We start from the raw sequence: 22892 nt of genomic DNA, 5'->3' as shown, positions 1-22892 counted from the left end.
TTTATGACCAAATTTTATCTGTTAATGCGCAGGTATTTAACGGTTGCAATGATTTTGGGAGTCTCCGTGGCTTTCGCTCAGCAAACTGTTAAAGGTAAGGTAACGTCAGCCGATGACGGATCCGGGATTCCCGGTGTAAATATCCTTGAGAAGGGGACGTCTAATGGTACTGTTTCTGATGGAGATGGAAATTATACCATATCTGTAGGTGCAAATGCTACGCTTTCGTTTTCTTTTGTTGGATACACCACTCAAGATGTGGTAGTAGGTTCTCAGTCAACTGTGGATGTAAAAATGGCCTCAGACGTGACTGCTCTTTCAGAGGTGGTTGTTATCGGTTATGGTGAATCAAAAAAATCCGATTTAACTGGAGCTGTTGCTTCAGTTACCTCAAAGAATTTTAACGTTGGCGTAATTTCTTCTCCTGAGCAACTTATCCAGGGTAGAACCGCAGGTGTGCAAGTAACATCTACCAGCGGTGAGCCAGGTGCAGGGGTTAATATTCGCGTTCGCGGCACATCTTCTGTGCGTGGTGGTAATAATCCTCTATTTGTCGTTGATGGTGTTCCATTGGCGGGTGATGATGTGTCTGCTGGCGGTGCTGACTTGGGTCGTGGTGCAGGGCCTGCACGGAATCCTCTAAACTTTATAAACCCAAATGATATTGAATCAATAGATGTGTTGAAAGATGCATCTGCTACTGCGATATACGGAGCTAGGGGAGCAAATGGGGTCGTTATGATTACTACTAAAAGTGGCAAAGGAAAAAAGCGTCAGTTTGAATACTCAAGCACTTTTAATATCTCTGTCCAAGCCAAAAAATTTGATTTGCTTAATAGAGATCAATTCTTAGAAAATCTAACACGCATAGGATCTGTAGCTAGCGAACAGGACTATGGCGCTAATACTAATTGGCAAGACCAAATAAGTAGAACTGCTTTTTCTCATAGGCAAGATATCTCATATGCCGACAATGTTAAGAACGGCAACTACCGTGCTTCTTTTGCTTATGAAGATCAAAAAGGTGTGATTAAGAACTCTGGCCTTGAAAGGATAACTGGCAGGTTGAATGCCAATAAGTCATTTTTGGACGATAAATTGAAATTTTCCCTTCAATCAACATTTTCAAGAGTAAACGATCAGGCCGCCCCGATTACGAATAGTGCTGGATTTGAGGGCGACCTTTTAGGAGCAACTTATATGGCCAATCCTACTTGGCCAGGGTTTGCTGACTCTCAGATAAGCAATACCGTTGCAAATCCTTTAGCAATGCTTAAGTACACAATGGACAGAACAAAAACCGAGAGATTTTTGGCCAATCTTTCAGCGAGCTATGAAATAATCCCTGGTTTAACAGTGAGAGTTAGCGGTGGTATGGACAGATCATACTCGATTAGAGACAATGCCTATTCACCTAGGCTCCTTATGAGCAATGGCGTTACTGACAATGGCAGAGCATCTATAAATAGCATTAAGGTTGCTAACAACCTCTTTAACGCTACCCTAAACTATTCAAAGTCTTTTGGTAATTCTGAATTAACTGCGTTGGGCGGATACGAGTATCAGAGTTTCAACAGGACTGGATGGGATGCTAGGGGATGGGGTTTTGCCTCACCTGATATGAATAGAATGATAACTGACTTAAGTAATTCTTATAGCTCGATTACAGACTTTTTAGCAAACAAATCATATCAACAGTTCGGCTTCTCCAGATCAGGCGGCTTATTTACTCAGGTTCTTTTCCCACAACCTAATCCAAATAATGCTGAAACTGGATATAACAATGGAATTCCATCTGTTAACTCAGTTACTGGTGGAACTTTTGAAACACTTGATGAAATCCAATCATTTTTTGGTCGTGTTAACTATACATTAAATAAGAAATATTTGTTTACCGGTACCGTTAGGATGGATGGTTCAACTAGATTTGGCCCTGACAACAAATATGGAGTTTTTCCTTCAGGTGCATTTGCGTGGAAACTTTCTGAGGAGTCATTCATTCCTGAGGCTTTTGATGATTTAAAGCTAAGAGTTGGTTATGGTATAACTGGTAATCAAGAAATCCCCAACAATAGATTCCAAAGGAGGCAACGTTTTGATGGTCTTAATATTCAAAATGATGGAGCTGTAAACCCAGCAGGTTTAGGTTTTGTCGCTTTTGAAAATAACGGCCTAAAGTGGGAGCAGACCAGTCAGTTGAATTTGGGAATTGATTTTGCCTTTTTCAAAAGTAAATTGAGGGGATCGATTGACTACTATAAGAAAGTTACAACTGATTTATTGATCCAAATTCCATCAGCTCAACCAGCTGCAACGCCTTTCAGGTGGTCAAATTTGCCGGCTGAGGTGGTGAACGAGGGGGTAGAGTTAAACTTGGCCTATGATGCAATTGAAAATGAAGATTTTGGACTCGGTTTTGCCTTCAATACGTCTTACAACAGAAACATTGTACAAAATTTAACCAGTGGAGATATTGATACGGGTCAAATTAACGGACAAGGGTTATCAAGGGCTTTTGCTCAAAGAATTTCGAATGGACAGCCACTTGGAGCTTTTTATTTGCGGGAATTTTTGGGTTTTGCAGAACGTGGCAATGTTTCAATATATGAAAAGACGCCAACTGAGCAGGTATTTGTAGGAAAAGGCGCCATTCCATTATACAATCTAGGATTCACGATTAATTTAAGATACAAGCAATTTGATTTGAGCGCATTTATGAATGGTCAGTTTGGCCATTATGTTTATAACAATACTAGAAATGCGTTCTTCACAATGGGATCTTTGGCAAACGGACGAAACATTACGCGTGATGGATTGTTTATAGGAGAAGGGCCAGTCAATGCGCCAGATGTTTCAACTAGATTTTTAGAATCAGCTGATTTCTTGCGTATGCAAAACCTAAACGTAGGTTATAATTTGAATTTGGATGGCAGTAGCTTTATTAAGAGTTTGAGAATTTTTGGAAGTGCTCAAAATCTGTTTGTTTTAACCAACTATTCAGGTCTTGACCCAGAGGTTAATATTAATAGACCATTAGGAGACGTTCCATCAATTGGTATTGACTATGTTGCTTACCCTAGGGCAAGAACATTTACATTGGGCATAAATGCGAGGTTTTAACTAATAAATTAAATATGAAAAAGATACGTTTCACTTGGCTTTCTATTTGTGCAATGATTCTGTTGAATTCCTGCACAGACTTGACTGTACAAAACAAAGATTCATTGGCTGTTCAAACACAGGGTGGGCAGTTTACTGGCGTTGATGCAACCGCCACATTAGCAAGTTCTTATAATGACTTGCGTCAGTGGGGTAACCAAGAAAATCTATACGCTCTTTCAGAGGTTGCTTCAGACGAACTTCTTGTGCCAACGCGAGGAACTGACTGGGGTGATAACGGTATTTGGAGGTCACTTCACCAGCAGACTTGGGATCCAGCTCACGCTTACGTATTGAACACATGGAATGATCTTAATGCCAACGTTTTCAAGGTAAGCCAGATTTTAACTCCACCGACTTCTGCAACTGACCTTCAAAAGGCAGAAGCAAAATTCTTGCGTGCGATGAATATGTTTTATGTCTTTGATCTTTTTCGTCAAATCCCACAACGAGATCCGGCCGCAAGTAATGATGTTAATCCAACTATATTGACTGGTCAAGCGGCTTTCGATTTTATTTCAAAAGATCTGACAGAGGCACTTCCTGTTTTGCCGACTGTTGGGGTTGGGGGAACAAATGCAACAATAAAAGCTTCAAAAGCTGCATGTAATTTCCTGATTGCTAAGTTATTTTTGAATAAGCATGTTTATTTGGGCACATCTCCAATAGCTGCTGATATGAACCGAGTTATTCAAGCAGTAGATGCTATTAAAGCTGATGGATTTGATTTGGTAAACGCGTCAGGAAATAGAGATGACTATTTCAAAATTTTTACTACTGGTTCAGATTCAGAGACTTTGCTGTGGACTGATACGGGTGTTGGCAACAGAATGTGGTGTGGTCTCCATTACAAACAGGTATCGCCTGACAATGGAGGAGGTGGATGGAATGGATTCTCTACTACTGCTGAATTTTATGCTAACTTCGAAGGCAGTGCAAACAGTAACGAACCCGGAAATGGTCAAGAGTTTAGAAGAGGTTATGTCCCTACAGATGGATCGAACTTAGGATTCGGTTATGGATTTTTGGTAGGTCAACAGTATGACAAAAATGGCTCACCTTTAACAGATCGTCCAGGAAACCCTCTTGTGTTTACAAAGGATTTTGTTGGAATAGCTGGAAATAACGAGCGGAATGGAATTAGAGTATTAAAGTACAGTCCAGTGAACGGAGGTTTTACAAATCACTATATTTTATTTAGATATGCAGATGCTCATCTGATGAAAGCTGAGGCGATTTTGCGTGGAGGAAGTTCTTCAATTACTGCTTTGGCACTTGTCAATGAACTAAGGTCTAAAAGAGGAGCAACATCAAAATCGTCAGTTGACTTGACCGAGTTGCTAAACGAAAGAGGAAGAGAACTCTATATCGAAGGGTGGAGAAGAAACGACCAAATTAGATTTGGAACTTATACTTTACCTAGACCCCTAAAGCCTGGAAATGATCCAAAGAGAGTATTGTATCCTATACCTGGGCCTGCCTTATCTTCAAATCCTAATTTGAAGCAGAATCCTGGATACTAGAACAACAAAAATTTCTGTTAAAAAAAGGCGAGCATAGTTAGGCTCGCCTTTTCTATTAGATCTTAAAATAGAGATGATTAAAGGCTAATGGATATATTTGTTGTTATCTTTTGAAAAGTTAGATGTCTTTTAGATTATTGCTCGTAATTTTTGCTTCGCTCCTTTCGAGTTGTTCTTCAAATACTGACGAGAGTTCTCCCACTTTGTTCAATAAACTTAGTGCTAACCAAACTGGGATTGACTTTGAGAACGCACTATTGCCCGAAAACAATTTTGATGTTTTTCGTTACCGCAACTATTACAATGGCGGAGGAGTAGCTATTGGTGATATTAATAATGATGGCTTGCCAGATGTTTACTTAACATCAAACATGAATGGCAACCGACTCTATCTTAACAAAGGAGGGCTAAAGTTTGAGGATATTACAGATCAAGCGGGTGTGGGGGGTACTCATGCGTGGTCTACGGGTGTTAGTATGGCTGATGTAAATGGAGATGGCCTGCTTGATATTTATGTTTGCAATTCGGGGGATATTAAGGGAAGTAACAGAGAAAATGAACTATTCATCAACCAAGGTAATCTTACCTTTAAAGAGAAGGCCGAAGATTTTGGCCTAAATGACAATGGATTTTCAACCCACGCAGTTTTTTTTGATTACGACCGTGATGGTGACTTAGATTGTTATGTTCTGAATAACTCATTTAGGCCAATTTCGACATTAGGATATAGAAACTTACGCCAAGAGCGAGATCAAAACGGTGGAGATAAGCTTTTCAAAAATATTGAAGGTAGATTTTTTGATGTGAGTGAATCGGCTGGAATTTTCGGAAGCGTGATTGGGTTTGGGTTAGGCGTTACAGTGGGAGATGTTAACAACGATAACTGGCTTGACCTGTATATATCCAATGATTTTTATGAGCGCGATTATCTTTACATCAATAACCACGATGGTACCTTTTCAGAAAAATTAGAATCCTACATGGGACATTTGAGCATGTTCTCGATGGGCGCTGATATGGCCGATTTGAACAATGATGGATTGCCTGAAATTTTCTCTACCGATATGTTGCCGCGAGATGACTACAGACTTAAAACGCTCTCTAGTTTTGAAGGTTACGATGTCTATCAAATAAGATTGCAAAATGGGTATTATCATCAATTCATGCGCAATATGTTGCAAGTGAATACAGGACAAAACGATTTTATTGAGCTTGGTTTTATGGCAGGTGTTGCTGGCACAGACTGGAGTTGGGGGGCTTTGATGGCAGATTTTGACAATGATGGATATAGAGAGATCTTTGTTTGTAATGGAATTTACAAAGATGTAACCGAGCAGGACTTTGTTGATTTTATGGGGAGCAACGAGCAAATAAAAGCGGCCATGGAAGGAAAGAAAATTGACTTCAAGGAATTTGTTGATAAAATGAACTCCACCAAGTTAAGCAACTGTATGTTTAAACGAACGGGCGATTGGCAATACAAAGAAGTAGCCAAAGAATGGGGCCTTTCAGAGCCAACTTTCTCAAATGGTGCGGCATATGGCGACTTAGATAACGATGGCGATTTGGATTTGATTGTAAATAATGTCAATCAACCTTTATTTGTTTATGAGAACACTTTGGATCGCGCAAAAAACAATTTTATTAAAATAAAATTTAAAGGCCCGCAAAAAAATCAATTTGGGCTAGGCTCTACTGTGTTTGCCTATACGAACGGTCAAACCCACACCACTTCTCAAATGCCCATACGAGGGTTTCAATCGAGTATGGATTATACCATCACGATGGGATTGGGTTCAACTATTAAAGTGGATAGCCTTCTTATTCGATGGCCAGATGATAAAGAAGAAAAATTTATCGGCATCAATACAACCGTTACCATCACAGCCGATTATGCAAATGCCAAAATGCCTATAGTCAATGCCAAAATAATACCCATTACTTGGTTCAAGGAATCAACGATCAAAGAAATTTTTCATCAAGAGAATCAATACAATGATTTTGATCATGAACGTTTAATCTACCACATGCGCTCTACCTCAGGCCCTGGTTTTGCCAAGGCAGATTTAAATAATGATGGATTGGATGATTTTTTTCTTGGTGGATCCGCAGGGAAAACCAGTAAAGTTTACATGCAAAAACCGAATGGCGATTTTACGGAATTGAATACAACGGTATTTGAATCAGACTCTTTGGCGGAAGACGTTGGTGCTGCTTTTTTTGATGCTGATGGAGATAAGGATTTAGATTTATATGTGGTCACCGGTGGCGTTGAGAATTCTCTTCAATCCATCGAATCCCTGGACCGGCTCTACATGAATGTGGGTATAACGGATAATCAACCGCAGTTTGTTAAGTCATCTAATCTTGCCGCACTTTATCAAAGTGGCAGTTGCGCCAGACCTATTGACATTGATAATGATGGTGACTTGGATTTATTTATCGGCAATAGATCAATACCAGCTTATTATGGTTCGCCATGCGATCAATCAATTTTAATAAATGACGGCAAAGGAAGATTTGAAAATGCAACCAATCAATGGGCACCTCAGTTGAAAAGACTAGGCATGGTAACGGATGCAGCTTGGTTTGACTATGATGGAAATGGATTTCAAGATTTGCTGATAGTAGGGGAGTGGATGCCGATCACATTGTTTTTAAACAATGGCAAGAAACTAACAATGGCAGAAAAAATAAATGGTTTGCAAAATTCACACGGGTGGTGGAATACCATGAAACCTGTTGATGTGGATGCTGATGGTGATGAAGATTTCATTTTAGGTAATTTAGGTCTAAACTCTCGATTTAAACCAACACCAACAGAACCTGTAAATCTTTATGTCAGTGATTTTGACCAAAACGGTTCCATTGATCCAATATTTGCCTATTTCAACAATGGGAATGAATACCCAGCCGCTTTGCGCCAAGATATCATTAAGCAAATGCCGTCTTTAAAGAAGAATTTTGTTTATTATAAAGATTATGCTGGTAAAAAGTTGGGTGAAGTTTTTGATGAAAAGCAGTTAGCAAATGCCACTAAACTCTCCTTCAATCACCCACAAACATCAGTGTTGATCAATAATGGAAAGAATGGGTTTTCTCTAAATAGTTTACCTGTGGAGGTGCAAGTTTCTCCTGTGTATGCAGTTGAAACGATTGATTTGAACAATGATCAAGTAGAGGAAATTGTCTTAGCTGGTAATTTGTTTTCGGTAAAGCCTGAGATTGGTCGCTACGATGCCTTACATGGTTTAGCTTTAATCTCTGATGGAAAAGGCAATTTTAAATCAGTGAGTCCCTCCATATCAGGCATTAACATAAAGGGTGAGGTGCGACACCTTGCTAAACTAAGAACGGCAAAAGGAAGTAAATTGATTTTTATTAGAAACAACGATAGCGTTAAGCTATTTGAAAAGAGATAAGTATGCGCATTGTTATTATTTGTTTATTTGGTATAGTACTTTGGGGTTGTGGAGATGACAATAAAGGAAAATTTAGACTTATACCTTCCTCGCAATCGGGAATTGATTTTAAAAATGAATTGAAGGAAACAGTCGACTTTAACATTTTTAATTACATGTATTTTTATAATGGTGGCGGAGTAGCCGTTGGCGATGTAAATGGTGATGGTTTACTCGATGTCTACTTTACCGCCAATCAGAAGTTGAATAAATTATATCTTAACCAAGGTAACTTTAAATTTAAGGATATTACAGAGGCAGCTGGTGTAGGTGGATTTAAGGGCTGGACAACGGGTGTTACGATGGCTGATGTAAACGATGATGGGCTACTCGACATTTATGTGAGTTATCTGGGAGATTACCTTCAATTTAAAGGACACAATCAGTTATTCATAAATGAAGGTAACTCAGCCGATGGTACACCTAAGTTTACTGACCGAGCATTTGAATTCGGTTTGGATTTGGTTGGGTTTTCAACTCAAGCAGCATTCTTTGATTATGACAAAGATGGTGATTTGGACATGTTTATGTTGAATCACTCACTACATCAAAACGGAACATTTGGAAAATCGACCATGCGCAGCGAACCGCACACCTTGGCGGGAGATAAACTTTTAAGAAATGACAACGGACGTTTTGTGAATGTTACCAAAGGTTCAGGTATTTATAGCAGTGTGCTGGGGTACGGATTGGGTGTAGTGGTAAGTGACGTAAACATGGATGGATGGCCCGACATTTATGTAGGTAATGATTTTCATGAAAATGATTTCTTATATATCAACCAAAAAAACGGAACATTCAAAGACGTATTGGAATCCTCCATGGAACAAACAAGCCGTTATACCATGGGTGTCGATTTTGGAGATTTCAATAATGATGGATTTCCAGATTTAATCGCTGCGGACATGCTGCCGAAAGATCCTAAAATATTGAAAGCTTCCCAAGCTGAAGAAGCTTACGATGTTTTTGATTTTAAATTGGGCTTTGGCTATAATTACCAATACTCAAGAAATACACTTCAGCTAAATCAACAGAACGGGCAATTTAGCGAGATTGGAAGAATGGCCGGAGTGTACGCAACCGATTGGAGTTGGTCTGCTTTGTGGGCCGATCTGGATTTAGATGGATTTAAGGATATCTTTATTTCAAATGGAATTTCCAGACGCTCAAACGACTTGGATTATATCAACTTTATTACAGTCGATTCAATTCAAATGAGAATTAATTCTACCTTGACTGATAAAGAATTAGAGTTGATTAACGAAATGCCAAGAATCAAAATCCCAAACTATTTATTCATCAATAATCATGACTCCACTTTTACAAATAAATCTTTGGATTGGGGCTTGGATATAAACAGTTATTCAAATGGAACAGCTTATGCTGATTTTGACAACGATGGAGATTTAGATTTGGTTATTAATAATATAGATGATGAGGCGTTCTTGTACGAAAATACAACCATTGCTGCCCAAGAAAAGAAAGATATAAAACGCAATTTTATAAAGGTGGTGTTAGAAGGAAATCAAGGAAATAAATTTGGTATTGGTACAAAAGTGATGTTGTATCAAAATGGGATGATGCAATTGCAAGAGTGTATGCCCACTAGAGGCTACCAAAGCTCCGTTGATTATCGGCTTAGCTTTGGTGTTACTGAAAAGCTTATTGATTCAATTAAAGTGATTTGGCCAAACGATTATGTTGAATTGGTTACCGCAGTAAAACCGAATCAAATACTGATTGCAAAGCAAAGCAATGCTAAGGATAAGTTTAATTACAATTCCCTCCATCTTGCGCAACCTATTTTAAAAGAGGTAACAGATGAAATTAAATTACCTTATCACCATCGTGAAAATAGACATGTAGAGTTTAATCGCGAGGCTTTAATGCCTCACATGGTTTCAACAGAGGGTCCAGCTATTGCAGTAGCCGATGTTAATGGTGATGGTAAAGACGATTTGTTTTTAGGTGGGGGAAAGTGGCAAGAGAGTAGTTTATGTATTCAAACGCCAACGGGAAAGTTTACTAAATCTGATCAACCAGTTCTCGCAGCAGATAGCGTAATGGAAGATGTTGATGCCATTTTCTTTGATGCGGACGGTGATTTAGATGCGGATCTTTTTGTGGTAAGCGGTGGCAATGAATTTGCCAGTGGTTCAAGCGAGACCCAACCTAGGTTGTATCTAAACAATGGCAAAGGTGATTTTGAAAAGACAACTGACTATTTGCCAACGTTGCAATTTACACACGCTTGTGTTGCACCAGCTGATGTAGACAAAGATGGGGATACGGATTTGTTTATTGGATCTCGCGCTATTCCTTGGAAGTATGGTGAGTTGCCCGATAGTTATTTACTTATAAATGATGGTAAGGGTCATTTCACGATTTCCAAGCAAAAAGAATTGAGTGAATTGGGATTGATAAAATATGCTCAATGGACTGATCTCGATAATGATAGCGATTTAGATTTAATTATTGCTGGTGAATGGATGCCCATTACGATTTTAAAAAATAATAAGGGTGATTTATCAAAACTCGATATTGAAGGCTGTGGATTAGAAAATACTTTTGGATGGTGGAATACGATAAATGCAACCGATTTTGACGGAGATGGTGATATAGATTTCATGTTGGGCAATCTAGGTCTCAATAGTAAGTTGAAAGCTACCACGCAATACCCTATTCAAATGTATGTATCTGATTTTGATGACAATGGTAGTACAGAACAAATTTTAACCCAGTTTATTGAAGGGGTAGAGTACCCAATTGCTACACGTGATGAACTTACTAAGCAACTGCCAGGATTAAAAAAGAAGTTTCTTTCATATAAAAAGTTTTCCGAATCTACATTCAAAGAAGTAGTATCAACTGACCAGATTGCTAATGCCAAAAAATACAAGGCTACCGAATTTAGAAGTGTATTCGTGGAAAATTTAGGGAAAATGAAATTTGAAGTAAAGCCACTTCCTAAAGCTGCACAAGTTGCGCCCATTATGGCAACCATTAGGGAAGATTTCAATGGCGATCAATTGATGGATTTTTATATAGCAGGAAACTTTTACCCGAGCAATATTCAGCTTGGAAGATATGACGCCTTGCTGGGTGAGATCATGATTAACAAATCAAATGGTAACTTTAAAGCTTTATCGCCTATTCAAACCGGAGTTTCTATTATTGGAGAAATAAGAAATATTAAACGAATTGTTATCAACAACCAAGTCCATTTCTTGGCTGTTCGCAACAACGATACTGTTAAGTTTTTCAAATTAACAAAGTAGTGTATGAAAAATTTATGGATGATTGCATTATTATTCGTTCAATTAATTTGCAAAGCACAACAAACCGACCACTGGCTTATTACTGCCACCGCCATCGACCCTACTAATTATTACGGAGTAACCGTGGCAAATGGCATGGTCGGTTTAGTCTCCTCGCCTGAACCTATGAGGGTGAATGATGTAGTGCTGAATGGCGTATATGACTACTATCAACGTGGACGTGTTTCTAATATCCTCAAAACGTTTAACCATGCCAACATGAATTTGGATGTAGATGGTAGACGAATAGGAATAAAAGATATCACAAACTACCGCCAAACACTGGATATGAAGAAGGCGATTTTGGTTACAACCTTTGATGTTGGCGATAAACTATCTGTAAAACACTCGATGATGGCACTTCGACACTTGCCCTATACAGCGATGTCGATTGTGGAATTAAAAGCAAAAAAGGTTGTCAACGTGACACCGATGAGTGTCATTGAAGCACCTAATCACTTGGCTGATGTCCGCAATACATATAGCGAGATCGATCGGCCTCATGTGAAGTTGCCACTTCTTTCTTCGGTTGGTAAAAGTCCTTCGGGTAAGCATACTGTTGCGGCCAGTAACAGTATCATTTTTTCTGAGCCACATGGGCAAGAGCCCGATCTGATACATGAGGACTGGGATTACAGTATGCATCTCGCGAAATTCAACAAGAGTTTAAAAGCGGGAGAGACCTATTCGTTTAGTGTTGTTTCTTCAGCTACATCTACAGCGAACTTTCAGGATCCATTAAATGAAGCTGAACGACTTACGATCTTTGCGCGATTGGAAGGAACGGAACGATTACTCCAACGCCATTTAGCAGAATGGGAAAAATTGTGGAAGAGCGATATTGTAATTGAGGGTGATTTGCAAACTCAAAAAGATGTTCGATTTGCATTATATCATCTTTACTCCTTTGCGAGAGAAGGTACAGGCTTGAGCCTTTCTCCAATGGGGCTTTCCGGGTTGGGCTACAATGGACACGTATTTTGGGATACCGAATTGTGGATGTATCCACCCATCCTAATGCTGCAACCAGAGATTGCCAAATCAATTTTAGAGTATCGCTACAATCGCCTGGCAGCTGCGAAGCAGAATGCATTTTCGCATGGCTACAAAGGAGCTATGTTCCCTTGGGAGTCATCGTCCGAAGGCACCGAAGATACTCCCGTTTGGGCATTAACAGGTCCGTTTCAGCACCACATTACAGGCTGCGTAGGCTGGGCATTTTGGAAATATTACCAAGTAACAAAAGATAAAGCGTGGTTGCGTGAGCGCGGCTACCCTGTGCTAAAAGAAGTTGCTGATTTTTGGGCGAGCCGTGTGGAGCGCAAAGGCCCTGGCAAATTTGAAATCAATAATGTAATTGGCGCTAACGAATGGCAAGAGAACATTGACAACAATGCGTTCACCAATGGCATGGCTATTACTGCACTTCGGTATGCGACCCAAGCTGCCAAGGAGATGGGCATTGCTCCGAATCCCGATTGGGAAGTAGTAGCCCAAAACATTCCCATCTTGAAATTTCCCGATGGGACAACAAAAGAAAATGCAACTTACGATGGCGTAATCATTAAACAAGGAGACGTAAACTTGTTGGCATTTCCCTTAGACTTCATTACAGACAAAGCCCAGATTGAAAAGGACCTGAAGTACTATGAACCCCGCTACTCACCCGAAGGACCTGCAATGGGGCATTCAGCTTTATCTACTATCTATTCACGCATCGGGAATCTGGAGAAAGCAACGGAGCTGTTTGCGAAATCGTACAAACCAAACGAGGTGCCTCCATTTGGGGTTTTATCAGAAACAGCCGGTGGAACTAATCCTTACTTTGCAACCGGAGCTGGCGGATTTTTACAGGCCGTCATGAATGGATTTGGTGGGTTAACCATTTCTGATGCTGGCATCACACAGATAAAAACCAAGCTACCTAAGACCTGGAAATCATTGGAGATAAAAGGGGTTGGAGTGACAAAAGTCAGTTTTTCAGTGAAGTAAATTGCTTTTATTTGAACCGTTAAAAATTACAGCGTATCGAATGAAGACTGTTGCTATTTATTCTTTGGGAATTCTTGTCCTTGTCATCGGATCGTGTACGTCAGCAAATAATGGTGAGTATAAGGAAAAAACCAAGAACCCAGAGTTCCTTCACCGATCAATGAAAGCAATTACAGACCGAATCGTTCATGACATCTTTTCTCCGCCTGTGGCGAGCAGAATCTATACCTATGTTAGCGTTGCTGCGTATGAAGCCGCTATCCAGCAAGACTCTAGTTACAGAACTTTGGCTGGCCAAGTGAACGGATTGGAAGACGGACCAAAACCGGATCGTTCGCTTGAATATAGTTTTGAACTAGCATCTACTCAAGCCATGTTAAAAGTCGGTAGAACGTTGATATTTTCGGAGGCAGACTTGGATGTTTTCATCGAACAAATCATGAAGGAATACAAAGCAACGGGTATTCCTGACGATGTCTTTGATAGATCAGTGGCCTATGGTGATCAGGTGGCTGCACACATCCTGGAGTGGTCATCAAAGGACAATTACAAGCAATCGCGCAGTTTTCCAAAGTATTCAATAGAAAACAACCCCGCCACCTGGAAGCCAACGCCCCCAGCTTACATGGATGCGGTAGAGCCCCATTGGAATAAAATAAGGCCTTTTGTGATTGACTCGGCAGCGCAATTTAAGCCGGTTGCTCCGACAACGTTTTCTATCCAGAAATCAAGTCAGTTTTATAAAGAAGCATTTGAGGTTTTTGAGGTGGTAAAGAATATTACCGAAGAGCAGCGTGCCATTGCAAGCTTCTGGGATTGCAATCCATTTGCGATGAATGTAAGAGGTCATGTCATGTTTGCCACCAAGAAGATTTCTCCCGGTGGGCATTGGATCAACATTACAAGAGCTGTTTGTGAGCAAACAAAGACAACCATGGTTCAATCCGCTGAAGCATACGCAAGAGTTTCGCTATCATTAGTAGATGGATTTATTAGTTGCTGGGATGAGAAGTATAGGAGTCGGGTGATACGTCCCGAAACTTATATTAATCAGTACATTAGTGAAGACTGGGTGCCTGTTTTGCAAACTCCTCCATTTCCTGAATATACTAGCGGACATAGTGTTATTTCCTCATCAGCAGCAGTAGCGTTGACGAAATTGTTTGGCGACAACTATACGTTTACCGATTCAACGGAAGTTGAGTTTGGTATGGGTGCCAGAAAGTTTACATCTTTTTACCAAGCAGCAGCAGAAGCCGGTATTAGCCGAATGTATGGAGGTATTCATTACCGACCAGCCTTTGAGGTGGGAGGAAGGCAGGGGAGGGCTTTGGGCGAATGGATTGCTTCCAAAATATCGACCCATTAGTCGATGGTGGCAGTCCGCTTTCGGGCAATGCTTCATTTCAATGGAAAAATTGTCACAAAAAGTGTAAGCTCCTTCGAATCGGGTATTAGCTAACTCAACGCTACGCTAAATTTTTTGATTCCGTTAATTTACTCAAACTAGCGACCAATTAAGACACGATCGCAATCAAAAGCCATATCCCAAGTTAAGGTTAACTGATAAAGCACGGTAAGTGATTTTGTCTGAATAAATTTCGTAAACAGATTGTCCCCGATACCTTTGGTCAATTGTATAGTCAAATTCGGCTGAAAGGAATGTGCCTTGCAGACCAACAAATACCTTTTACCCAATGCACAGTTCACTCTCATGCTTGCTTTCTGCCATTTCCATTATGTCACCACATCGGAAGCATAATAATCTTTTTTGAATTGATAAAACCCAAACGCAAGCAATGCCGCGGCCTCTAGCCAATAGAGCTTGAACAATACCAACATAAATGAAATTAAGAAAAGCCCGAAGGTGTGCGTGGTGTGTTTATCCATATTCAAGGCATGCTGGTATAAACGGGTATGCTGGTACACTAAATAGCCAACAGCAAAAACAAAAATGATGACTAAATCGCTAGGAGTTATTTTGTTGACCGCCAACAAGGCGAGCTCTGGCAAAACAAGGATGGCGTATGCTGCGCATAAATAGAAGAACCGTTGGGCAATCGAAATGGGCAATCCTTTTGCAAATTGTAAATACTGTTCTTCCAATTTTCGCCATTCAAAAATAATGACAGAGTGTGCCATCAGTCCGAAGAGCAAACCCATCAGTGCAGTTCGGTTTTCGTATTGGTCGGTGGTGATTTGCATAAAACCAATGATGGCAAACAAGGAGAATGCTTTAGTGAGCAAAAGCCCCAACGGCAATTGATGGGTAAGGTGATTGAGGTAAAAAACAGGAAATGGCTTTTTCCACGGCCACTTCAACTTGGGAAAAACCGCCCCTTGTTTTCGCTCATGAAGTGCATTGATTCTTCTTACTATTATCAATGTACTTGCGATTAGAATACCAGCATGAAAGACAATTACTTCAAGGGTTGGTAAAAATTGTTTGGTGGCCATTCCAACACCCACAATAAAGGCAGAGTAAATCAATACAGGTAGGTAAATTAATGTTACCGAAAACAGCATCGGCCAAAACTGTTCCGTTTTCGTTAGTCGGGAGTAATTGATGAGAAATTGATTTTGTTGCTCCGAAAGTTCGGAGAGAACAAGTTGCAGATATTTTAGTGTGTATAAAATCCACACGCCCATCACCCCTAACAAAAAAATAGGCGACCCCAACACACCATATATCAATGAGCGATGGTAGCTAATCAATTGATTGGATTCCACCACACCAAACATCAGGTAAAATACAAAGAACAATAGCCCTACATTTCGCTCGTAGAATTTATTCACCAATACTTTTATCAGCACGGAAGTTACTGCACCCATACTACTTCGTTTATTATTTCAATGGCCTTCTTTCTACCTTAACTTTTGCGTATTTATCATCTTTTCATGTCGATAAACTACGTAGTACACAGTACACGTTGGTCTTTTACTTCCATTTCTTTAACCACAAGCCCGGTAATATCAAACGCCTGATGTGATGTGAAAATAAAACTGAAGCCGTTTGCGGAGTACTCTTGAATCAAACCATAGAGAATAGGCACACTCTCTTTGTCGATTGTCACCAATGGCTCGTCTAGTAGAATGTATTTTGGCTGCCCAACAAAGGCCAACACCAACGAAAGTTTCTTGGCCATCCCACTAGAGTACGTACCTATCGGAGTTTTAACGAACGATTGGATATTAAATTTCTGAATCAGTTTATCTACTTCTCCTTTGTTAGCTTTTCGGGTATATGAAAAAAAAGAAATTAAATCTAGGCCAGTAAGATAGGGCGGATAGAGTGGTTCGGCCTCTACATAGTTCACCAACCTGCGATACTCCGTAGGTTGTTTTTGAAGATTCACCCCATCGATTTCTACTTCCCCTTCGAAGGGAATCATACCCGACATAATTTTTAGCAAGGTAGATTTGCCTGATCCGTTCGCACCCTTCACCCAAAACAGACCATTACCAAATTTTAGGTCCGCAACATTTAAAATAAGATGTGAGCCGTATTCTTTTTTTAAGTTTTGGATGATAATCATGCAATCGTGTTAGTCGTTAAGATGTTGAAAACTATTTGTAATTTAATTATCCTTTAATTCAATTTCGTTAATGGAGTCATGATGGGAATTTTTTGTGGCCTTCCTATAAAGTTCTATAAATACACCTATTTGAATAAAGTCACGACCAGTTTCATCGTTTATCTTGTAGTCGAATTGGTGCAGATACCCTACTTGAAGCGTCACCGTCATGGAAGGCTTATAATTGAATGCAACCAAGGCTCTGTTTCTTTCAAAGTAAGGCTCATTGTCCGTAAAAAAGAGTTCGTTGCTCGCACTAATTTGAAAGGGCTTGTAGCCATCTAAATCTTTACCAAACGGGTACGATACACCCAGCCTGTAACGAAAGCGATTTCTGTAGCCACTGCTTGTAAATCTGAGCTCTGCCCGATAGCGTTGTTCTATTTTTAGTTTGCTGATCGATTGAGAAAGAACGATCTGCGGCCAAACCCTGAATTCATTATTGTTTTTTGGCAGCACAAAATCTCCGCCTTCTTTGTACGTTTGGTAACTGCCTGCACCCAGTGTAATTTTTATGTTTTTTTCAATTTTATAGTTAACCCCTCCTTTGTATTCGTAATAATGAAAATCATTGTAAAATTTTAATGACCGCAATTGAGCTTCAGCGAAGATGCTCCATTTTTCGCTATAGGTATATTTAATATTCAGAATATTCCAACTACCTAAATCAAAGTTCTGAGCAGTTGCAGTTATGGATAGTAAAAGAGTAATAACTGAAAGAGGCACCTTCATTTCATAGCTTGGATTAGTTTGTCTTTGTGTGGACACGGTGTAAGGTTTACGGTAATAATCTTTCAAGGTTTTAAAGTAAAGAGAAAATTCCATGAACGGAAGACCGTTGTGTAGGAGAACGAACAATATTTACCTACATTGCCATCATGCGTAAGCGTATAATCGCTTTGAGCGGTCATACGTTTTTTCTTTTTTAAGGCTCTAATCGATTATTACTTTTTTTGCATGGCTTTTATCGACAATGTACTTCAAGTGCCCTCATACGGTTGGGCAGATAAGAATGGTGAACTAGTAAAACCATCCGTTGCGCGGCTATATGCCGAAGCATTTTCGCGTATCAATATTTTCAAGACCAAGAAAAATTGGATACCTTTTATTAACTGGTTCATGGCAATTTGCATGTTGCCATTTCTGTATTTCTTTTTGTTTCGTTATTTTTCATGGCCACTGTTGCTTGCTTTTATTTTGTACAGCATGATTATCATGAGTACCATGGCCACTGTGTGGTTTCATCGGTATAGCACGCACCGCGCCTTCACGTTCAGTAACCCGGTTTGGAAATTCATCACGCAAAATCTAACGCTTCGCACTTTTCCCGAAGAAGTGTATGTGGTCTCTCATCATGTGCATCACTTGAAAGTGGAAAAGCCGGGCGACCCCTACAATGCGTATGCTGGTTTAATGTATTGTATGTTGTCGGATGTCAATCACCAAGCCATTGCCAAAAACTTGAGTGAAGAAGAGTATAAAAAAGTATCTCATTTCATAAGCCACACAGGTGTACAAATCAACAGCTATGCGCAATATCAAAAGTGGGGATCTATTGCCACACCCTTTTATACTATTGCCATCTGGATTTTGAATTGGTCGTTTTGGTACGGTATGTTTTATTTAATGGGCGGTCATGCGTTGGCTTGCACGTTGTTCAGTGCAGCTTTGTTCTGGTTTGTATTGGTGCGTGCCTTTAACTATACGGGTCACGGTGGTGGCAAAGCAAAACATGTTGACGGAATTGACTTCGACCGAAGCAATTTATCGATCAATCAATCGCGCCCGGGTTGGTTTTCGGGCGAATGGCACAACAATCATCATTTATATCCCGACAGCGCACGCGCAGGATTTTTACCTTATCAAATTGACCTCGCTTGGGTTTACATTTATTGCCTTCACAAAATAGGTGGCATTGCCACCTACCGCGATTTGAAGAAACAGTTTTTGGAAAGGTATGAGATAGGGAAGGAGAAGGAAGTAGTTAATAGTATACGGGCAGATGTGACAAGTGCAGCAACTCCGGATGGTTTGTAATCATTGCTTTAATTCTCTTTAATCGTTATTAGTTTTTCTGAATTAAACATTGCAGATGGCGAAATCACTTTTTCTGTAAAGGGAATAGTGCTTCCACAACGTTCTATTGTTTTACTTTTTACAATCCGGCTTGTCAAGTCAAATTCTTGTAATTCTTGCAGAGTACCCTCCAAGGTGATTCAGAAAATCTAATTTATTGCAATACAGAGAATAGGGGTGCCACCAAGTTTTTTGTAGGCTATTAAAGAATGGCTATCTCCTTGTGTTTCAAAATCAACTTAAACCATTCGGTGTACAAATGAGGATTATCTTGCGCATCACGCTGTAATTCTTTTAGGCTGACATACTTCCAATCTTCCACCTCGTTTTCATTTACTTTGGGTTCTCCATCAAATTGAGCGGTCAGCACGTGATCTACTTCATACTCGATAAGGTTTTTATCGAGCTCTGTCTTGTAAATAAATTTATAGGTGAAAGTGGGTTCGGCCTCGATGCCCATTTCTTCTTTCAATCTCCTTTTGGCGGCTTGTTCAATACTTTCTTGCGGTGTGGGATGGCTACAACACGTGTTTGTCCACAAGCCCCCGCTATGGTATTTGGTAGAAGCTCTTTTTTGTATCAACAATTCTCCATTAGAGTTAAAAATTAAAACCGAAAAAGCACGGTGCAATAGTCCTTTTTCATGAGCTTCCATTTTTTCCATGGTGCCAATGGCATTGTCATTTGCATCAACTAAAATAACTTCGGTCATCAAATAAGATTGAGTTGATGCTTTACGTACGAGTAAGCAAGAATGGAAAGTTTTCTTCGGTTACGTACCCGAATGCGCTGCGTTAGCACGGTACTGCTTGGTGTATTTTTAATCTTTTCGAACAGTGCAATGTAGTAAAGGTAAGCTACGTATACACCGAACCGTGCAGAACGAGGAAGTTGCTTAATACCAAGATAGCCATCGTGAAAATCCTTGGCTATGTCGTCTTCAATCCGTTGCTTGGTGGTATCGTCAAAGTTGGTTAAATCAACATTAGGGAAATAAGTTCTACCCATTTGATTGAAATCCGCATTTAAGTCGCGCAAGAAATTTATTTTTTGAAAGGCAGCGCCCAATCTCATGGCCGAAGGCTTCAGGCGTTCGTACATTTCGCCATCTCCTTTGCAGAATACGCGCAAGGTCATCAGCCCCACTACTTCGGCAGAACCCAAAATGTATTCTTTGATAGCCGCGCTATCGTAGTGCCTTTTATCTAAATCCATCTCCATACTTTTCAAAAACTGGTCGTACAATTCTTTTTCAATGCCAAATTGATTGACAGTTTTTTGAAAACTATTAAGAATGGGGTTTAAACTTATTTTTTCTTGGATGGCGAGGTATGTATCTTCTTTGAAACGCTTCAGTAAAGTCGCTTTGTCATAAGCATGAAAAGTGTCGACAATTTCATCGGCAAAACGAACGAACCCATAAATGGAATAAATGGGGTCGCGCATTTCTTTCTCTAAGCACCGAATGCCCAACGAAAAGGAAGTACTGTAACTGCGCGTGGTGAGGCGGCTACAACGAATGCTTACTTTATCGAAGAGTTCTTTGCTCATGAAACTTTTTGAAAATTGAAATTTATTGAAAATTTCTTTTCTCGAATATTAATTTTCTATCCCCTATCTCTTTTTATCAGTTCCTTTGCTACCACCTGTCCTGAAATGAGCGAAGGAGGTACACCTGGCCCAGGAACAGTAAGTTGACCTGTATAAAACAGGTTTTTAACCTTTTTGTTTAAGATAGATGGTTTTAAATTGGCTGTTTGTTGAATGGTATTCGCCAAACCATAGGCATTGCCTTTAAATGAATTGTAATCGGCAATAAAATTGGCGTGTGCATAGCTTTTTTTGTAAACAATATGTTCCTTAATCGAATCGCCCGTGAGGTATTCTAGCTTGCGGATCATCAAGTCAAAATATCTTTCGCGGATTTCTTCTTGATCATCCAATCCCGGGGCAACCGGCATCAATAAGAAAATATTCTCTTGCCCATCGGGTGCAACTGTCGGATCGGTCTTGGAAGGAACACTCACATAAAACAAAGGATTCGTTGGCCATTGCGGACTTTCATAAATTTCTTTCGCATGCAAGCCAAAGTCGCTATCAAAAACTAGATTATGGTGGAGCAGGTTTTTTACTTTTTTGTTGATGCCCAAATAGTAAATTAGGCTAGAGGGTGCCATTACCCGGTTTTGCCAATACCCTTCATCGTATCTACGATTTTCTTTAGGAAGAAGGTGTTGTTCCACATGATGATAGTCGGCCCCCGCCACGATATAATCAAGAGGTGTCTGCGTGCCATTGATCACGACACTCGATGCCACATTGTTTTTCACGTTAATCTTCTCTACCGAACTGTTCAACTCAAATTTTACGCCCAATTCAATGGCTAATTTTTCCATTCCTTCCACAATCTTATTCATGCCACCTTCAGGGTACCACGTGCCTAAGCTCATGTCGGCATAATTCATTAAAGTGTAAAGCGCGGGTGTTTTGTCGGCTGGTGCACCCAAGAATAAAACGGGGAACTCGAGCAACTGAATAAGCCGAGGGTCTTTGAAATATTTTTTTACGTAGGCCGATACCGACTCGAATACGTGAAGTTTAAAAATCCCTTTCATCAAGTCAGCATCCAACAGCTCTGAAAGAGAAAGACCCGGTTTATAGACTAGTTTGTTGATGCCCACTCGGTATTTGTACGCACCTTCTTCCAAAAATTTACGCAAATAGGCTGCGCTCCCTTTCTCTATGTTTTCAAATAGTTGGCAAAGTGCTTCTTCACCGGCTGGGATATCCAGCACATCATTCTTGGAATAAAAAATTCGGTAGGAGGGATCCAGTCTTTTCAACGAATAGTAATCGCTTACTTTTTTCCCAAAGAGGTTAAAATATTTTTCAAAAACATCGGGCATCCAATACCAGCTGGGGCCCATATCATACACAAATCCCTTTGCTTCAAACTTACGTGCCCGGCCTCCTACTGAAGAATTTTTTTCGAAGACGGTAACGTCATAGCCCTCCATCGCCAAGTAACTGGCAGACGATAAACCTGCAAACCCCGCACCGATAACAGCAATTTTTTTCATGTAACTGCAGCCTTTTAGTTTTTGATGGCTATTACCTGTAAAACTACGAAAGCCACAGAAGGCTTACATAAAAAAGGCTCCAGCAATTTTTCGCAAGAGCCATATGAAACCAAACCTAAAATGCAGGTTTATTGATATCCTGCTAAGTTTTTTTGAATTTCTTTTCGTGCGTGAAAAATTCTGTTTTTCACTGTGCCAATCGGTAGTTGCAAGTGTTCAGCAATTTCATGATACTTATAACCCGTTGTGTGCATTTTAAAAGGTATCAATAAGTCATCCTTCAAAGCATTCACATTGCGCCATACTTCCTTAAATTCAATACTACCTTCTGGCTGATTAAAGGTATGCGTATCTTCCACATTTAAGTGATACAATTCTTTTGTACTATCGGTAGATGTTTTCTCGCGCTTAAATTTTCGGTAGTTGTTGATATAGGTATTGCGCATGATGGTAAACAACCATCCTTTTAAATTAGTGTCTTCTCGGTATTTGCTTCGATAGGTAAGCGCCTTTAAAATAGTATCCTGAACAAGGTCTAGAGACTCCTCGCGATCGCGCGTGAATCGGTGCGTAAAACCCCTCAACATTGGACGAAGGGTGGTGAGTTGTTTTTCAAATTCTCTTACCGTCATAATGTTCAACTGTTTTAATTAAATGTTGAACAAATTTAACTGATGTAATGAAACAACCAACAGAATGTTTAATTATT

Annotated in this window: 14 protein-coding genes; 7 read left to right on the top strand and 7 right to left on the bottom strand. The window is 39.9% G+C overall.

The annotated features are described in order from the left end of the window. Nucleotides 1-24 precede the first annotated feature (24 nt). The 6 genes from KA713_06980 (at nucleotide 25) to KA713_06955 (ending at nucleotide 14821) form a co-directional block, all read left to right on the top strand. Nucleotides 25-3120, top strand: a complete 3096-nt coding sequence (locus tag KA713_06980; GenBank protein UXE69061.1) for a TonB-dependent receptor — start codon at nucleotides 25-27, stop codon at nucleotides 3118-3120. Nucleotides 3121-3134: 14 nt separating this feature from the next. Next, complete coding sequence (locus tag KA713_06975; GenBank protein ID UXE68315.1) at nucleotides 3135-4682, top strand: RagB/SusD family nutrient uptake outer membrane protein; 1548 nt, start codon at nucleotides 3135-3137, stop codon at nucleotides 4680-4682. A 122-nt stretch (nucleotides 4683-4804) separates the two neighbouring features. After that, nucleotides 4805-8104: a VCBS repeat-containing protein gene (locus tag KA713_06970; protein ID UXE68314.1), complete on the top strand. Its 3300-nt coding sequence runs from the start codon at nucleotides 4805-4807 to the stop codon at nucleotides 8102-8104. 2 nt (nucleotides 8105-8106) lie between these two features. Further along, nucleotides 8107-11421, top strand: coding sequence for a VCBS repeat-containing protein (locus KA713_06965; protein ID UXE68313.1), 3315 nt, complete (start codon nucleotides 8107-8109; stop codon nucleotides 11419-11421). 3 nt (nucleotides 11422-11424) lie between these two features. Continuing rightward, nucleotides 11425-13452 carry a glycoside hydrolase family 65 protein gene (locus KA713_06960; protein ID UXE68312.1) on the top strand — a complete coding sequence of 676 codons (2028 nt, stop codon included), beginning with the start codon at nucleotides 11425-11427 and terminating at the stop codon, nucleotides 13450-13452. Between the two features lie 40 nt (nucleotides 13453-13492). Further along, nucleotides 13493-14821, top strand: a complete 1329-nt coding sequence (locus KA713_06955; GenBank protein UXE68311.1) for a vanadium-dependent haloperoxidase — start codon at nucleotides 13493-13495, stop codon at nucleotides 14819-14821. 368 nt (nucleotides 14822-15189) lie between these two features. On the opposite strand, the gene KA713_06950 is transcribed toward KA713_06955, so the two are convergent. The 3 genes from KA713_06950 to KA713_06940 all read right to left on the bottom strand — a co-directional run bounded on the left by KA713_06950 (nucleotide 15190) and on the right by KA713_06940 (nucleotide 17852). Beyond that, nucleotides 15190-16284, bottom strand: coding sequence for a hypothetical protein (locus KA713_06950; protein UXE68310.1), 1095 nt, complete (start codon nucleotides 16282-16284; stop codon nucleotides 15190-15192). Between the two features lie 77 nt (nucleotides 16285-16361). After that, nucleotides 16362-16988: an ABC transporter ATP-binding protein gene (locus KA713_06945; protein UXE68309.1), complete on the bottom strand. Its 627-nt coding sequence runs from the start codon at nucleotides 16986-16988 to the stop codon at nucleotides 16362-16364. A gap of 42 nt (nucleotides 16989-17030) precedes the next feature. Continuing rightward, nucleotides 17031-17852, bottom strand: a complete 822-nt coding sequence (locus tag KA713_06940) for a DUF2490 domain-containing protein (protein UXE68308.1) — start codon at nucleotides 17850-17852, stop codon at nucleotides 17031-17033. A 132-nt stretch (nucleotides 17853-17984) separates the two neighbouring features. On the opposite strand from KA713_06940, the gene KA713_06935 reads away from it, so the two are divergent. After that, entirely contained in the window at nucleotides 17985-19064 is a 1080-nt protein-coding gene (locus KA713_06935) for a fatty acid desaturase (GenBank protein UXE68307.1), read from the top strand. Nucleotides 19065-19305: 241 nt separating this feature from the next. On the opposite strand, the gene idi is transcribed toward KA713_06935, so the two are convergent. From idi to KA713_06915, 4 genes are all read right to left on the bottom strand, one after another. After that, the gene (idi, locus tag KA713_06930) at nucleotides 19306-19815 is read right to left on the bottom strand and encodes an isopentenyl-diphosphate Delta-isomerase (GenBank protein ID UXE68306.1); all 510 of its coding nucleotides are present in this window, start codon (nucleotides 19813-19815) and stop codon (nucleotides 19306-19308) included. Next, entirely contained in the window at nucleotides 19815-20654 is an 840-nt protein-coding gene (locus KA713_06925; protein UXE68305.1) for a phytoene/squalene synthase family protein, read from the bottom strand. The genes idi and KA713_06925 overlap by 1 nt, the downstream gene beginning before the upstream one ends. A 56-nt stretch (nucleotides 20655-20710) precedes the next feature. Then, complete coding sequence (gene crtI / locus KA713_06920; GenBank protein UXE68304.1) at nucleotides 20711-22183, bottom strand: phytoene desaturase; 1473 nt, start codon at nucleotides 22181-22183, stop codon at nucleotides 20711-20713. Between the two features lie 128 nt (nucleotides 22184-22311). Continuing rightward, a complete protein-coding gene (locus tag KA713_06915) occupies nucleotides 22312-22815 on the bottom strand; it encodes an RNA polymerase sigma factor (GenBank protein UXE68303.1) in 504 nt (167 codons plus the stop codon). Nucleotides 22816-22892 lie beyond the last annotated feature (77 nt).

Source organism: Chryseotalea sp. WA131a (assembly GCA_025370075.1).
Taxonomy (GTDB): Bacteria; Bacteroidota; Bacteroidia; order Cytophagales; family Cyclobacteriaceae; genus ELB16-189.
The sequence above is the reverse complement of the archived record's forward strand: the minus strand, read 5'-3'. Positions and strand labels throughout refer to the sequence as shown.

What these genes read in the sequence shown, in the direction of transcription:
- KA713_06980 (UXE69061.1), top strand. Translation starts at nt 25, where the DNA reads ATGCGCAGGTATTTAACGGTTGCAATGATTTTGGGAGTCTCCGTGGCT.
- KA713_06975 (UXE68315.1), top strand. Translation starts at nt 3,135, where the DNA reads ATGAAAAAGATACGTTTCACTTGGCTTTCTATTTGTGCAATGATTCTG.
- KA713_06970 (UXE68314.1), top strand. Translation starts at nt 4,805, where the DNA reads ATGTCTTTTAGATTATTGCTCGTAATTTTTGCTTCGCTCCTTTCGAGT.
- KA713_06965 (UXE68313.1), top strand. Translation starts at nt 8,107, where the DNA reads ATGCGCATTGTTATTATTTGTTTATTTGGTATAGTACTTTGGGGTTGT.
- KA713_06960 (UXE68312.1), top strand. Translation starts at nt 11,425, where the DNA reads ATGAAAAATTTATGGATGATTGCATTATTATTCGTTCAATTAATTTGC.
- KA713_06955 (UXE68311.1), top strand. Translation starts at nt 13,493, where the DNA reads ATGAAGACTGTTGCTATTTATTCTTTGGGAATTCTTGTCCTTGTCATC.
- KA713_06950 (UXE68310.1), bottom strand. Translation starts at nt 16,284, where the DNA reads ATGGGTGCAGTAACTTCCGTGCTGATAAAAGTATTGGTGAATAAATTC.
- KA713_06945 (UXE68309.1), bottom strand. Translation starts at nt 16,988, where the DNA reads ATGATTATCATCCAAAACTTAAAAAAAGAATACGGCTCACATCTTATT.
- KA713_06940 (UXE68308.1), bottom strand. Translation starts at nt 17,852, where the DNA reads ATGGAATTTTCTCTTTACTTTAAAACCTTGAAAGATTATTACCGTAAA.
- KA713_06935 (UXE68307.1), top strand. Translation starts at nt 17,985, where the DNA reads ATGGCTTTTATCGACAATGTACTTCAAGTGCCCTCATACGGTTGGGCA.
- idi (UXE68306.1), bottom strand. Translation starts at nt 19,815, where the DNA reads ATGACCGAAGTTATTTTAGTTGATGCAAATGACAATGCCATTGGCACC.
- KA713_06925 (UXE68305.1), bottom strand. Translation starts at nt 20,654, where the DNA reads ATGAGCAAAGAACTCTTCGATAAAGTAAGCATTCGTTGTAGCCGCCTC.
- crtI (UXE68304.1), bottom strand. Translation starts at nt 22,183, where the DNA reads ATGAAAAAAATTGCTGTTATCGGTGCGGGGTTTGCAGGTTTATCGTCT.
- KA713_06915 (UXE68303.1), bottom strand. Translation starts at nt 22,815, where the DNA reads ATGACGGTAAGAGAATTTGAAAAACAACTCACCACCCTTCGTCCAATG.